This is a genomic window from Acidovorax temperans (genome assembly GCF_006716905.1).
Taxonomy (GTDB): domain Bacteria; phylum Pseudomonadota; class Gammaproteobacteria; order Burkholderiales; family Burkholderiaceae_C; genus Acidovorax; species Acidovorax temperans.
The window spans coordinates 803,746-818,185 of the sequence record NZ_VFPV01000002.1 but is presented as its reverse complement, the minus strand read 5'-3'; the positions used below and the strand labels follow the sequence as shown (position 1 = coordinate 818,185).

The following is a 14,440-nucleotide window of genomic DNA, read 5'->3' as shown; positions in this document are numbered from 1 at the left end:
CTGCGGTGTTAGCTCGGCCCGCGTCAGTGCGCAGCCCAACACCAAGACGGCATCCCTGCCCAATCCGCCCTGAATAACGTGCGGCCCTGGGGAGTTACGGAGGAGAAACAGGACTCCGCTACAGCAGCGACAACAAAAATTCACCAGGAGAGACAAGCCATGCACGCCTTGAAGAAATGCTGGATCGCCGCAGCCCTCTGCGCCACGCTGGGGGCCGCCCAGGCCCAATTGCTGGTGGGGCAGACCGCAGGTTTCACCGGGCAGGTGGCTGCAGGGGTGAAAGAAGCCTCTGATGGGGCGAAGCTCTACATTGACATGGTCAACGCCAAGGGCGGCGTCAACGGCCAGAAGATCGAGCTCATCGCGCTGGACGACAAGTTCGACCCCAAGCTCGCTGCCGAAAACGCGCGCAAGCTGATCGAAGAAAACAACGTGCTGGCGCTGTTCCTGAACCGGGGCACCCCCCACACCGAAGCCATCATCCCGCTGCTGGACAAGCATGGCGTGCCGCTGGTGGGCCCATCCACCGGGGCCATGGTGCTGCACCAGCCAGTGCGCAAGCATGTGTTCAACGTGCGCGCCACCTACCAGCGTGAAGCCGAAAAGGCCATGACCCACCTGGCATCCATGGGCATCACACGCATTGGCGTGGTCTATGCCGATGACAGCTTCGGTGCCGATGGCCTGGCGGGCGCACAAAAGGGACTGGTGGCCGCCAAACTCACGCCGGTGCTGCAAGAAAAGTTTGACCGCGCCAAGCCCGACTTTGCGCCCATTGCCGCCAAGCTGACCAAGGCAGACGCGCAGGCGGTGCTGATCATTGCCTCGGGCTCGTCCGTGGTGGAGGCCAGCAACGCCATTCGCGGGGCAGGCTCCGCCGCGCAGATCGTGACCTTGTCGAACAATGCCTCTACCGGCTTCATCAAGAGCATGGGCGCCAACGCACGCGGCGTCATCGTGACCCAGGTCTACCCCAATGAACGCGCAGTAACGTACCCCATGGTGAAGGAAGCCCAGGACCTGGCGCGTGCCCAAGGCCTGGGCGATATCAGCCCCGCCATGCTGGAAGGCTTTGCCGCTGCCAAGGTGCTGGTGGAAGGACTCAAACGCGCAGGGCCCAAGCCATCCCGCGAAAAAATCCAGGCGGCGCTTGAAGGTTTGCGCAAGTTTGACCTGGGCGGCCTGGAGGTTTCCTACAGCCCCGAAGACCACACCGGGCTGGACTTTGCGGACCTCTCCATCATTGGCACCGACGGCAAGTTCCGACGCTAAAGCAGCAAGCCCCCATAAAAAAAGGCCCGCTCTGATGAAAGAGCGGGCCTTTTTACTTGGCGAATGCTGCGCAGCAGACTACGCGGCCCAGAATGTCACTGAGCGCTGGCAGGCGCGGCTGGGGCTGCAGGCGCGGCGGATGCAGCAGGTTCAGGAGCATGCACAGCGTCTGCGCCGTGCTTTTCACCGCCCATATCAGCCTTGTCGCCCGCCATGATGATCACGTACATCGACACGGCGGCAAACAAGACGAAGCCAACAATAATTTTCCACATAGCAATTCCTTCTGGGTTGGGTTTGTTCAATCAAAGGGCCTGCCTGAGGCGCAGGGTTGTGGGTTGTACTGGTGCACGACACAAGCCCCTTGATGGAACACAGGACCCGCCCGTTCCCGGGCAGGCCCTGTACACCGCTCAGTAACGATCAGTCGTTGGCGTAGATGTCCACGTCCTTGGTTTCCTTGATGAACAGGCCACCGATCACCACCGTGGCACCGGCAATGATGATGGGGTACCACAGGCCGTTGTACATGTTGCCGGTCTGGGCCACGATGGCAAACGCCGTGGTAGGCAGCAGGCCGCCGAACCAGCCGTTACCGATGTGGTACGGCAGGGACATGGACGTGTAACGGATGCGGGTGGGGAACATTTCGACCAGCATGGCGGCGATGGGGCCGTACACCATGGTCACCAGCAGCACCAGGTACACCAGGATGGCCGTAACCATGACCTTGTCGATGCGGGCCGGGTCGGCCTTCGTGGGGTAGCCGGCGGCCTTGAGCGCATCGGCCACGGCCTTCTTGAACTCGGCGTCCTTCTTCTTGGCTTCGTCAGCGGGCAGGCCCTTGCTGCTGTAGCCGGTGATGGCGGTTTCACCGATCTTGATCACGGCGGGGGTGCCTGCGGCGCCGGGCGAGTTCTCATAGCTCACCGAAGCGCCGGCCAGCACCTGCTTGGCGATGTCGCACGAGCTGGTGAACTTGACGGTGCCGGTGGGGTTGAACTGGAACGAGCACTCGTTGGGGTCGGCCACCACCACCACCTTGTTCTTGGCCTGGGCTTCCGCCAGGGCGGGGTTGGCCGCCTTGGTCAGTGCACCGAACACGGGGAAGTACGTGAGGGCCGCCAGCAGGCAGCCTGCCAGGATGATGGGCTTGCGGCCGATCTTGTCGGACAGGGCACCGAACACGATGAAGAACGGCGTGCCGATCAGCAGCGAAACGGCCACAAGGATGTTGGCGGTGGCGCCATCGACCTTCAGCGCTTGCGTCAGGAAGAACAGGGCATAGAACTGGCCCGTGTACCACACCACGGCCTGACCGGCGGTCAGACCCACCAGTGCCAGGATCACGATCTTGAGGTTCTTCCACTCACCGAAGGATTCCTTCAGCGGAGCCTTGGAGGTCTTGCCCTCGGCCTTCATTTTCTGGAAGGCAGGCGATTCGTTCATGGCCAGGCGGATCCACACCGAAATGGCCAGCAGTGCGATGGACACGATGAACGGAACGCGCCAGCCCCAGTCGGCGAACGCTTCTTCGCCAGTGATGGTGCGTGTGCCCAAAATCACCATCAGCGACAGGAACAGGCCCAGCGTGGCGGTAGTCTGAATCCATGCCGTGTAGGCACCGCGCCTGCCGTGGGGGGCGTGCTCGGCCACATAGGTGGCAGCACCGCCGTATTCACCGCCCAGTGCCAGGCCTTGCAGCAGGCGCAGCACGATCAGGATGATGGGGGCCGCCACGCCGATCGAAGCATACGTCGGCAGGATGCCCACGATGAACGTGGACAGGCCCATGATCAGGATGGTGACCAGGAACGTGTACTTGCGGCCGATCATGTCGCCCAGGCGGCCGAAGAAGATGGCGCCGAACGGACGAACAATGAAGCCTGCGGCAAAAGCCAGCAGCGCAAAGATGAAGGCAGAGCCCGCGTCCAGGCCGCTGAAGAACTGCTTGGCAATGATGGCTGCCAGCGAACCGTATAGATAAAAGTCGTACCACTCGAAAACGGTGCCGAGGGACGAAGCGAAGATGACCTTCCTCTCTTCGGGCGACATCGGCCGCGGTGCGGGATGGGTTGTTGCCATGGTGTGTGTCTCCTGTGTAGGTGTTTTCGGATGCGAAAAAGGCGTTACACCGAAATGCCCTCACCGCTCCGTGGGCCGCAATATCAGAGTCTCATCTGACCCAAAACTGACAAAGTCACGCCGCCGTTGAAAGCGCAGCTGCGAGTAACAGACGACACCCCTCGATCCGATCAGTGCCAACCCTGATCTCTTTTTTCTTGATGCGAGAAACACGCCACACGGTGCCAACAAATGTCGTCCCAGACCACTATGGGCGACGCTGAGGATTCGGGTAAGTCCTGACTCCACATCTCCGGGACAACCCTGCCAAGGACAAACCCCTAGTCAAACCCAATGCGTGCGTAAGTGGCTGGTCAGTCCCCGTTTTCAGAATCCTCTCCAACATGCAGAGGCTTCCAAACGGCTCTGCAGACGATCCTGAAACCTCTGGAGATAACCATGACCGACCCCGTGGCAGAAAGAATTCAAAGCCACCCAAAGTACCTGGAACTCAAGCGTGAGCGCAACCGTTTTGGCTGGCTGCTCACCGTGTTGATGCTCTTCGTCTACTACGGGTACATCGCGCTGATCGCGTTCAATAAGCCGTTTCTGGCGCAGCCCATCGGCAACGGCGTGACCACCCTGGGCGTGCCACTGGGGTTCGGCGTCATCGTGTTCACGATCGTCATCACAGGCATCTATGTGCGCCGCGCCAATGGACGCTATGACGCACTGACCCAAGCCATTCTCAAGGACGCCGCCCGATGAAAACGCGCAACATCACTTCTATAGCGGCCGTTCTGGCCGCCCTGAGCCTGGGTACGCTGGCGCACGCTGCGGGCGGCGACGTGGGCGAAGCCGCCAAGCAATCCACCAACTGGACTGCAATTGTCATGTTTGGCCTGTTCGTGGCCGGCACGCTGTGGATCACCAAATGGGCCGCCGCCAAAACGCGGTCTGCCGCTGACTTCTATACCGGCGGTGGTGGTATCACCGGTTTTCAAAATGGTCTGGCGATTGCAGGCGACTACATGTCTGCCGCATCCTTCCTGGGCATTTCCGCCGCCGTGATGGCCAGCGGCTATGACGGCCTCATCTACTCCATCGGCTTCCTGGTGGGCTGGCCTGTCATCACCTTTTTGATGGCCGAGCGGCTGCGCAACCTGGGCAAGTTCACGTTTGCCGACGTGGCAGGCTATCGCTTTCAGCAAACGCCCATCCGCGCCTTTGCCGCCAGTGGCACGCTGGTGGTGGTGGCGTTCTACCTGATCGCCCAGATGGTGGGCGCGGGCCAACTCATCAAACTGCTGTTCGGCCTGGACTACTGGATCGCCGTGGTACTGGTGGGCGGCTTGATGATGGTGTATGTGCTTTTCGGCGGCATGACCGCCACCACCTGGGTGCAAATCATCAAAGCCTGCCTGCTGCTGGCGGGCGTGACCTTCATGGCCTTCATGGTGATGGCGCAGTTCGGCTTCAGCCCCGAAGCATTGTTTGCCAAAGGCGTGGCTGTGAAGACATCCATTGCTGCCAACTCTGGCAAGCCCGCTGAAGAAGCCGCCAAGATCGGCTTGGCCATCATGGGCCCCGGTGGCTTCATCAAAGACCCCATCTCCGCCATCAGCTTCGGCATGGCCTTGATGTTCGGTACCGCCGGCCTGCCCCACATCCTGATGCGCTTCTTCACCGTGCCCGACGCGAAGGAAGCCCGCAAGAGCGTGTTCTGGGCCACCACCTGGATCGGCTACTTCTACGTGCTGATCTTCATCATCGGTTTCGGCGCCATCACCCTGGTGCTCACAAACCCCGAGTTCTCTGACACCGTGACGGGTGTCATCAAGGGCGGTGCAGGCACAGCCAATATGGCTGCCGTGCTGGTGGCCAAGTCCGTGGGTGGCGACGTGTTCTACGGTTTTATCTCGGCCGTGGCTTTCGCCACCATTCTGGCGGTGGTGGCAGGCCTGACGCTGTCGGGCGCATCGGCCGTGTCGCACGACCTGTACGCCACCGTGTTCAAGAAGGGCAAGGCTGACAGCGCCGCAGAACTGCGCGTATCGCGCATCACTACATTGACGCTGGGCGTGGTGGCCGTGGTGTTGGGCATTGTGTTCGAGAAGCAGAACATTGCCTTCATGGTGTCGCTGGCCTTTGCGATTGCGGCTTCTGCCAACTTCCCGGTGCTGTTCATGAGCGTTTTGTGGAAGGACTGCACCACCAAGGGCGCCGTGATCGGCGGCTTCATGGGCCTGGTGTCGTCGGTGGGCCTCACGGTGGTATCTCCCTCGGTGTGGGAAGCCGTTCTGGGCAACCCCAAAGGCAGCGCACTGTTCCCGTACACCTCCCCAGCGCTGTTCTCCATGGCCATCGGCTTTGCAGGCATCTGGATCTTCTCCTTGCTAGACCGCAGCGCGAACGCGCAACGTGAGCGTGCAGCCTTCCCGGCGCAGCAAGTGCGTTCGGAAACCGGTCTGGGTGCGGCCGGTGCCTCGGGGCACTGACCGATTAAACGGATGACCCAACCTGGCGGCGCAGCAAGTGCTGTGCCGCCGTAGCTCCATCAAAACTCGTTCATCAAGGGCGGCAACAGTCCGTCCAGGCCCTCTGCCAACGCGCAGGGGGCTACAGGGGAATAGCACACAATCCCCACCAAGCACGCCCCCTCATCTCTCTAATTCCTTCTGAAGCCTGCCTGCCGACGATGACTTGGCGTGCACACCAGGCACCCTGCGGGGGTGGCCGCGACCGCCAAAGCCTTTGGCAAAAGTCTGCAGGCACCTCCAGTTCCTAACAGCTCGGGCACCTTCAGAGACAGCTGAATCAGATGTAGATGCTCCGGTAGGAGATGGCCTTGTCGAAACTCACCAAAACGTATGCTCAATCTGCACATCCACGCCCCCCCCGAGAACCTCGGCAGAACACGGTAAACAGTGCAGCAGGTGGGTGGAGTGGAGCGAAACAGCACCTCCTGCGCTCCGTCTTGCCTACTACATCCGTTGCCAGGCACCAAAGCAAAAAGCCTCACATCCCAAAGGATGCAAGGCTCTGTTATCAGACCAAGACCGGCAGCCTCAGCTGCCAGCATTGAAGCCCAATTAGAAATTGTGGCGGATACCAACTGCGAGGGAGTTAGAGTCAACGCCTCGACCAACCGGACTACGCCCCAGGCCATAAGTGCCTTCGCTGCTATTGTTGATACGAGTGTAGTAACCGTACACTTTGGTGCGCTTGCTCAGGTTGTAGTTGTAGCCAACAGTGTACTGGGTAGCATCACTGTCGTTGATGTTCTTGTACTCACCTGCACGGCCCACGTTCACGTGGAACTCAGAAGCGCCCAGGTTGTAAGCACCAGCCAGACGGAAGGTGTTGCGCTTGCCGCCGTTAGCAACAAAAGCGCCTTCGTCACGTTGCACGTAGCCGCCAACGGTGAAAGCACCGAAGGTGTACAGAGCGCGGGCTGCGAACTGTATATGGACGCCCCGAATAAGCCAAGCCCTCACTCACTGCTGCCAAGAAGGTAAAGATTGCACCCGTATATCCGGACTTGTTGTGGCGCGAGCCACGGTCCCTGATGGGAATCGCTGGTGGAGGTCCTATCGGTTCAACGCACTCCAAGTGCCACGTTCTTATCGGATTTCATCCACCACGGTCTGACCTGTCTTGCCATCACTTCATGATTGCTTGAGCAATCGGTTGGTTTTCTCCCGCTCCTCGTTCTTGTCGTGCCGGCGCTAGTTGCTCAGACCGACTCTCGTACGTAGCCCGGCTCGTAGCTCCTGTCATGCGCGAGCAACGCCCACACGATGCGGGCATTCTTGTTGGCCAGCGCCACCGCCGCTACGTTCTTGTTGCGCCGCTGCAGCACACCATTGAGCCAGCCACACTGCGCGCTGCCCTGGCCTTGGTGCTGGTCTTTTTTCTGGGCGTGATAGATCACCGAGCGCGCTCCGTGAATCAGCAAGGTGCGCAAATACGTGTCGCCCCGTTTGCTGATACCCAGCAGGTTTTGTTTGCCCCCGCTGGAGTGTTGGCGTGGCACCAGCCCTAGCCAGGCTGCCACCTGCCTGCCATCCTTGAAGTTCTTTGCATCCCCCAGAGATGCCACCAATGCGCAGGCCGTGATGGGGCCAATGCCGGGGATCTGCCCGAGTTTGCGACTCAAGTCGCTTTGGCGGTGCCAGGCCACGATTTGTGCCTCCAGCTCCTGCACCTGGCAGTCAAGCTCCTTGAGGTGCTCGAGCAGACGTTGTATCAACAGTCTAAACACGCCGGGCAACTCGTTGGCTGCATCCTCAATGAGCATTGGCACCCGTTGGGTAATGTGGCCTATGCCTTGGGGAACGATCACCCCAAACTCGGCCAGCAGGCCCCGGATCTGGTTGGCCTGTGCAGTGCGGGCCTTGACAAAGCCCTGGCGCACCCGGTGCAGGGCCAGCACGCCTTGCTGCTCCACGTTCTTGATCGGTACGAAGCGCATGCTCGGGCGGGTGACGGCTTCGCAGATGGCAGCCGAATCGGCTGCATCGTTCTTGTTGGTCTTGACGTAGGGCTTGACGAACTGGGGTGCCATCAGGCGCACGGTGTGGCCCATGCCCTGAAGCTTGCGCGCCCAGTGGTGGGCGCTGCCGCAGGCTTCCATGCCAATCAGGCAGGGCGGCAGGTTCACGAAGAAGGCAGCCATCTGTTCGCGCTTGAGCGGCTTGTTGAACACGGCTTTGCCGTGCTCATCCACGCCGTGGACCTGGAACACATTCTTGGCCAAATCGATGCCAATGGTTGTAATCTTCATGGTGGACGCTCCTGCTCGTTGAGGTGGAAAAACTGACATCTCCACTGTGGCACTTTCGATGCCGTTTAGGGTGGGGGCGTCCATCCCATTGGTTCACGTCGCCTTGCTTGGAGTAGCCAGCACCCAGAGCCAGAGCGCCCAGGTTGTAGTTAGCAGCCAAGTCGAAAGCGTTCTTGCCGCTGGTACCTGTAGGAGCTTCGTGCAAAGACACAGCTGCGTCGATAGTCAGACCACCGAAGGTAGGAGTGCGATAGCCAATCTTATTGACATCACGCATCACGCCAGCGTACAGGGCGTCAATCGAAGAGCCAGTGTCGTGGTTGTGCATGCTGACGTAGTCAGTAGTGGCGTAGTAGGACTCAGCAATGAAATTGCCCAAACGGACAGTACCGAAGCCGCCGGACAGGTTCACTTCGCTTTGGCGACCGAAGAAAGCGCCGGAAGAGGCACCGGTGTCAGATTCAAAACCACTTTCCAGCTGGAAGCCAGCCTTCAGGCCGCCACCCAGGTCTTCCGTGCCCTTGAAGCCGAAACGCGAGGAGTTGTTGAACAGGCCAGTCGTCTTGACGTTGCCCACTTCTTGGCGTTCCACGGTGGTGTTCACGCGACCATACAGGGTCACGCTGCTTTGAGCGAAAGCAGCGGTGCTGCCCAGGCGAGCCAGCACAGCCAGTGCCAAACGATTCGTCTTTTGCATGAGGGTTCCTTGTTTGCTTTTAGTCCATCAGGAGGAGTGGCATTGCAGCTTCACTGGGGTCGCCAGCAAAAGCTGTCACTACAACTACACAAATTTTAGGTGTTGCGCCGCTCCGGGGCTTTGTTGCATAAATCGGCCATAGGCCAAGGCATCCCCAATCCCAAAAAGATTTACGCAGCAGCGACCGTCTGGGGCGTACCCAGATCGGTAAATTGATTGAGGATTGAAGCTCGGATGTGCAGCTCGGTCACCTGGCGCTCAAACGTCCTGGCCATGACCTTCTCGCCCAGGCGCTTGAAGCAATTCATCTTGGTCTCCACCAGTGACCTTCGGTGGTAGCCGCTCCAGCGTTTCCAGATAGCCCGCCCCAACTGCCTACACGCCTTGACCGCTTCATTGCGGTGAGCAAATGCCAGCCCTTTGCGCAGCTTCGCTCCTTTGCGCGGCGGGATGATTGGAATGGCTCCCCGCAGGTAGCACGCCTTATGTACATCCTGCGTGTCGTACGCCCCATCACCGGTAAAGCTAGCTATCTCTTCATTGCTTGGAATTTGACCTAGCAGGTCTGCTGCCATGGGCGAGTCGCCCACTTCATTGGTTGTTACTGCGATGGCCCGAATCTGCAGTGTCTGGGCATCAATACCCAGATGCACCTTGCGCCACTGGCGGCGCCGCTGTGCGCCGTGCTTTTTGGTTTTCCACTCACCTTCGCCCAAGAACTTGATGCCCGTGGAGTCGGCCAGCATGTGCAAGCCTTTGTCACTTGCACGGTAGCGCACCTGCACATCCAAGCTCTTTTGCCTGCGACACACCGTGCTGTAGTCGGGCACTGGCCAATCCAGGCCTGCCATACCCAATAGCGACTCAACCAGGCCCAGTGTCTGGCGCAAGGGCTGGCCAAACAAGCACTTGATGGTCAGGCAAAACTGAATGGCCGCATCTGAGAATTTTTGGCAACGACCACGCTTGCCCGTGGGCTGAGCTAGCCACTGCATATCCCTATCGAGCCAAATGGTCAGCTCACCTCGCGCCTTCAACGCTGCGTTGTAAGCCTTCCAGTTCGTTGTGAGGTACTTAACCCGACCCCAGCTCGTCTCTCTCATCTCCCGAGCCTACCTCAGCTGCGACCGGCATTTGTGCAACAACGCCCATCACAAGGCCCCCAGATGAAAACGAGTGCGCAGCAGTTGCTGAAAGCGCTTGACCACACCCAACGCGTCCTTGAGCAGATCCCTGTCGAGGCTGCTGAGCTGCTGCACCACCACGGTGCCGCTCACCGGCCGCGACTGTTCCTGCTCGGCCAGGCCCGCCTTCAGCTTGAGCGCCATGAACACGTGCAGCGCCTCGGCCAAATCCTCGCCTTCGCCCAGCGACAGTGCCCCCAGGCCGACCAGCGCCTGCACACGTGCAGCGGTGGACGTGGCCCGGACCTGGTGCGCCAGCGCCAGGCTGCGCACGCCATGCACCAGCGGGAAAAGGCCCGCCTTTTTCAGGTGCAGCGGTGGCGGCGTTTCGCCCAGCGAAAACAGCTTGCTGAGCCAACCCGCATGGGCCTCGAACGCATCGATGGCGGCGGCGAAGCGCCCGAGCAGCGCGTCGTTGTCGGTCGCCAGCTGGTGCAGGCTGTCGCTGACCTGGGCGAGCAGCGCCGCATCGCCGGCCACCGCGTGGGCGTCCATGAAGATCGCCAGGTGCATGAGGTTGTCCCCGCCCGGCTGCCACACCCACTCGAGCAGCGTGGCAGCAAAGTCTTGCGCGGTGCGCCGCCAGGCCGGGTTGCTGAGCATGATGCCGCCGGGGCATGGCGGGTAGCCGAACACACCCAGCGCCGCCGAAAAGCGTTCGCAGATGGCAGGCAGATCAGCGGGCGGTTCGTAGCCGTCGCGCAGGATGAGACCATTGTCCTGGTCGGTCTTGAGCAGTTGCTCGCCCCGGCCTTCACTGCCCATCACGAACAGGCAGCTGTTGGCCACCAGGTCGGGCGGTGCAATGAGCTGCCAGGCCCGCTCAAACAGGCGGGCGTTGAGCTGTTGCACGAGCCGCGCAATCAGCTCCACCCGCGAGCCACTGCGAAACAGCAATGCGATCACCTTGGTGATCTGCGCTGCGGCAGAGGCGAGACTGTCCAGGTCACGCGCCTGCTCGATCTGCAAGGTCACGATGTGCGACTGGTTGGAGAGGTAGCTGAGCAAATCCAGCGCCTCCAGCACGCCCAGCATCTGGCCGCCCTCTTCCACCACCAGGCGGTGGATACGGTGGCGCAGCATGGTGGCCATGGCGTCGCCCAGCAGCTCGGTCGAGCGGATTTCGATCAGCGGGTAGCGCGCCCAGTCGCCCACCGGCATGGTCTGCAGGGGCCGCCCGTCCAGAATGGCCTGCTGCAGCAAGGTGCGGCTGAAAATGCCCTTGCGCCCGCTCACCGCGTCCAGCACCACCACGCTGGAGGTGCGCTGTTCGCGCATCAGCCGCACCACGCTCAGGATGTCAGTCGCTGCATCGACGCTGTGCACCGGGCGCAAGAAAGCTTCGCCCACGCGCGAGAGGCTCAGCGACGGCAGCTCGCGTGGCTGCTGGCGCTCTGCCAGCACGCTGAGCTTGTGGCCCAGGTCGGCAAACAGCAGCGCGCCAAAGGTGGCGTTGCTGGCAATGAGCTCAATCACCGTCTGCCGCGCCAGCTGGTAGGCCACCACTTCTTGCGCCGCCACAAACCGACTGCTGACGCGCCCGGCCACCAGGCTGCGCCCGTCAAAGCAATCGTCAGGCCCCAAAGTGGCCACCACCTCGCCCTCGTCCATCTGCTGCACGTAGCCTTTGACAATGACGAACAGGTGCGACGGCGTGGCGCCGGGCTCCAGGATCACGGCCTGCTGCGGGAAGTAGGCAATGTCCACGCTGCCGCGCACCTGGCGCCGCTCGTCCGGGTCCAGGCAGTCGAACGGTGACAACGAAAACGGGAATGCGTTGGGCATGCGCAGCGGCCTCCATCGGAACGAGTCCGGATGCTCTCATTCCACCACTGCGCGCTTGCAGGGGGCTTGCAACAGCGCGGTTTCAAGCCATGGCTTGGCCCACTCCGCACCGCAAACTGATTTAAATAAAATCAGCCTCCAGCGCTTGATTAGAAAGCGCCACCAGCTATCAAATCAATAGCAAATTAACCCTTGGCGGCTGACGCCAACCCTGATGGCACCTGCGCCACCGCATCCCACTGCGGGCCGTCGAACCAGGCATCGCCCGCCAGATACGCGCGCAGCATGGGCAAGCCATCGAGCCCCCAGAACAGCTTGCCGTCCACCTCAAAGGCAGGCACGCCAAACACCCCGGCGGCCTGGGCGGCTTCGGTGTTGGCGCGCAGCAGGGCTTTGGGACCATCGCTGTGCATGTCCTGCCCGGGGCGCACCTGCTCACTCAGTTGCTCGGCCAGCACGCGCAAGCGCTCGGCGTCCAGCGCGTCGTGCCCGCCCTGCCACACGTGGCGCAGCAGTGCACCAGCCACAAAGCGGTTGATGCAGCCATCGTCACTGCAAGCCAGCGCCTGGCGCAGCAGGGGCAGCGGGTTGAACGGGTGGCGTGCCGGCATCTGCAGCGGCGTGCCCTGCGCGTGGCCCAGCCAGGTGACGTGGCGGTAGGTCCAGTCGCGCTTGGGGGCAATTCCAGCAGGCCCGGGGTTGGCGTGCTGTTGCAGCAACGCGCCCAGCAGCACCGGTTTGTAGGAAACGCTGTAGCTCAGCCCCTCCAGCGCATCGGGCAGTCGCTCATACGCCAGCCAGGCGTAGGGCGAAACAAAGTCCAGATAAAACGTGATGTGCTTCATGGGCTGGGCTCCTGCGCTGCCAAGGGCTGCGTGCAACAAACAAAGGGAATCAGCGGGCCAGGGGTTCGGGCACATCGGCCCCGGCACGCTGTAGCAACTGCACCCAGATGGCGCGGCGCTGCGTGCTGTCGGCGGCCGCCCAGGCGCGGATTTCATCGATGGTGCGAAAGCACCCCTCGCAGCGGCTGCGGTCTTCCGTCATGCGGCACACCGAGATGCAGGGCGAAGGCACCACCTCGTCAGAGTTTTCATCAAAATAGCCCGCTTCGCTCATCAAACGGGCGCGAGCTGCTATCGGTTCAGTAGCAGTCATACGGCACCTGCTCCATTGGCCTGGGGGGCGCTGGCCTGCACCACATCCACCACGGGCGCACCCGTCAAGCGCTGCAAGTCGCTGGGGTGCAGCGGGAACACGCCGTTGGGGTGCCCGGCGGCGGCCCACACCACGTCAAAGCGCAGCAGGTCCTGGTCGATCAGCGTCACGGGCGGTGTGGCGTGGGCCACGGGCGAAACGCCGCCAATCGAGAAGCCCGTGCGGCTTTTCACAAAGTCGGCATCGGCACGGCCGATCTTGCCGCCCACATGCGCCTCGACCTTTTTCTCGTCCACCCGCCGGTCGCCCGAGGTGACCACGAGCACGGCCACGTCATCGCTCTTGCGCCGGAAGATGATGCTCTTGGCAATTTGCCCCACGGCAATGCCCAGGGCGTCTGCCGCTTCCTGCGCGGTGCGGGCGGAGTTGTCGAGCATGCGGGGCGCATGCGGATGCCCCTTTTCCTGCAAGGCTGCCGCCACGCGCTGCACACCATCGGGCAGCGCGGTCAGTTCACTTCCACACATACACATCCATCCTTTTTGCCCGCGCCCCGCACTCAGCCTGCACGCTTGGTCAGCAGTGCGTTGGCCACTCGGGAGTTGGGCTTGCGATCGAGAAAGCCGCTAATGTAAGCGCCAGCGTCAATCAACCGGTCCAGGTCAATGCCGGTATCAATGCCCATGCCGTGCAGCATGTAGGCCACGTCTTCCGTCGCCACGTTGCCGGTGGCACCCTTGGCATAAGGGCAGCCGCCCAGGCCTGCCACGGACGACTGGTAGTTCCACACGCCCATCTCCAGCGCGGCCAGCGTGTTGGACAGCGCCTGGCCGTAGGTGTCGTGGAAATGGCCCGAGACTTCATCCACCCCAAAGTGCTGCAAGGTCGCCTCGATGGCGCGTTGCACCTTGCGCGGCGTGCCCACGCCAATGGTGTCGGCCACATCCACCCGCTGTACGCCAATGCCCTTGAGCAGGCCCGCCAGGTACGCCACGCGCTCGGGGGCAATGTCGCCTTCGTACGGGCAGCCCACGGTGCAGCTCATGGCCCCGCGCACGCGGATGCCCGCGGCCAGCGCGGCCTGCACCACGGGCGCAAAGCGCTCAATGCTCTCGGCAATGCTGCAGTTGATGTTGCGCTGGCTGAAGGCCTCACTGGCCGAGCCGAACACCACGATCTCGTCGGGCTTGTCGAGCACCGCCGCCTCAAAGCCCTTGAGGTTGGGCGTGAGTACCGAATACGCCACGCCCGGCTGGCGCGCGATGCCGCCCATCACCTCGTGGTTGTCGCCCATCTGCGGCACCCATTTGGGCGACACGTAGCTGGTGACCTCGATCTCTTTCAGCCCCGCCTGCTGCAGGCGGTGCACCAGCTCTACCTTGACGGCGGCGGGCACGGGGGTTTTCTCGTTCTGCAGGCCATCGCGGGGGCCCACGTCGATGAGGCGTACGCGAGAGGGGATGGAGGAAGTCATGAAAGGCCTCAACAAATGGA

The 14,440-nt window shown here is 61.8% G+C and carries 12 protein-coding genes and 2 pseudogenes; 3 read left to right on the top strand and 11 right to left on the bottom strand.

Annotated elements, in window-relative coordinates:
* Positions 1–159: 159 nt before the first annotated feature.
* A complete protein-coding gene (locus BDD18_RS12045; protein ID WP_142083411.1) occupies positions 160–1,272 on the top strand; it encodes an ABC transporter substrate-binding protein in 1,113 nt (370 codons plus the stop codon).
* Between the two features lie 95 nt (positions 1,273–1,367).
* Here the strand turns inward: BDD18_RS12045 and BDD18_RS12040 are convergent, their stop codons facing one another.
* Both BDD18_RS12040 and BDD18_RS12035 read right to left on the bottom strand, forming a co-directional pair.
* On the bottom strand, positions 1,368–1,547 hold the full coding sequence (locus tag BDD18_RS12040) for a hypothetical protein (RefSeq protein WP_044396957.1): 180 nt from the start codon (positions 1,545–1,547) through the stop codon (positions 1,368–1,370).
* A gap of 148 nt (positions 1,548–1,695) precedes the next feature.
* A complete protein-coding gene (locus BDD18_RS12035) occupies positions 1,696–3,357 on the bottom strand; it encodes an MFS transporter (RefSeq protein WP_067511647.1) in 1,662 nt (553 codons plus the stop codon).
* A gap of 438 nt (positions 3,358–3,795) precedes the next feature.
* Here BDD18_RS12035 and BDD18_RS12030 point away from each other — a divergent pair, with 438 nt between their 5' ends.
* Positions 3,796–4,104, top strand: a complete 309-nt coding sequence (locus BDD18_RS12030) for a DUF485 domain-containing protein (RefSeq protein ID WP_066694664.1) — start codon at positions 3,796–3,798, stop codon at positions 4,102–4,104.
* Positions 4,101–5,834, top strand: a complete 1,734-nt coding sequence (locus BDD18_RS12025; protein ID WP_066694662.1) for a cation acetate symporter — start codon at positions 4,101–4,103, stop codon at positions 5,832–5,834. Before BDD18_RS12030 ends, BDD18_RS12025 begins: the two co-directional genes overlap by 4 nt.
* Before the next feature lie 594 nt (positions 5,835–6,428).
* On the opposite strand, the pseudogene BDD18_RS12020 reads toward BDD18_RS12025, so the two are convergent.
* From BDD18_RS12020 to BDD18_RS11980, 9 genes and pseudogenes are all read right to left on the bottom strand, one after another.
* Positions 6,429–6,800: pseudogene (locus BDD18_RS12020) on the bottom strand (porin); the annotation flags it as partial.
* Positions 6,801–7,072: 272 nt separating this feature from the next.
* The gene (locus BDD18_RS12015) at positions 7,073–8,122 is read right to left on the bottom strand and encodes an IS110 family RNA-guided transposase (protein ID WP_125958942.1); all 1,050 of its coding nucleotides are present in this window, start codon (positions 8,120–8,122) and stop codon (positions 7,073–7,075) included.
* Positions 8,123–8,219: 97 nt separating this feature from the next.
* Positions 8,220–8,819: pseudogene (locus BDD18_RS12010) on the bottom strand (porin); the annotation flags it as partial.
* Positions 8,820–8,989: 170 nt separating this feature from the next.
* Complete coding sequence (locus tag BDD18_RS12005; protein WP_142083407.1) at positions 8,990–9,922, bottom strand: IS5-like element ISAav2 family transposase; 933 nt, start codon at positions 9,920–9,922, stop codon at positions 8,990–8,992.
* Between the two features lie 48 nt (positions 9,923–9,970).
* Positions 9,971–11,788 (bottom strand): DUF294 nucleotidyltransferase-like domain-containing protein, encoded by a 1,818-nt coding sequence (locus BDD18_RS12000; RefSeq protein ID WP_142083406.1) that lies wholly within the window; start codon positions 11,786–11,788, stop codon positions 9,971–9,973.
* A 185-nt stretch (positions 11,789–11,973) separates the two neighbouring features.
* Positions 11,974–12,633, bottom strand: a complete 660-nt coding sequence (locus tag BDD18_RS11995) for a 2-hydroxychromene-2-carboxylate isomerase (protein ID WP_142083404.1) — start codon at positions 12,631–12,633, stop codon at positions 11,974–11,976.
* Positions 12,634–12,682: 49 nt separating this feature from the next.
* Complete coding sequence (locus BDD18_RS11990; RefSeq protein WP_066786778.1) at positions 12,683–12,946, bottom strand: DUF1289 domain-containing protein; 264 nt, start codon at positions 12,944–12,946, stop codon at positions 12,683–12,685.
* Positions 12,943–13,473, bottom strand: a complete 531-nt coding sequence (locus tag BDD18_RS11985) for a YbaK/EbsC family protein (protein WP_142083402.1) — start codon at positions 13,471–13,473, stop codon at positions 12,943–12,945. The genes BDD18_RS11990 and BDD18_RS11985 overlap by 4 nt, the downstream gene beginning before the upstream one ends.
* 32 nt (positions 13,474–13,505) lie before the next feature.
* Complete coding sequence (locus tag BDD18_RS11980; RefSeq protein ID WP_142083400.1) at positions 13,506–14,420, bottom strand: hydroxymethylglutaryl-CoA lyase; 915 nt, start codon at positions 14,418–14,420, stop codon at positions 13,506–13,508.
* Positions 14,421–14,440 lie beyond the last annotated feature (20 nt).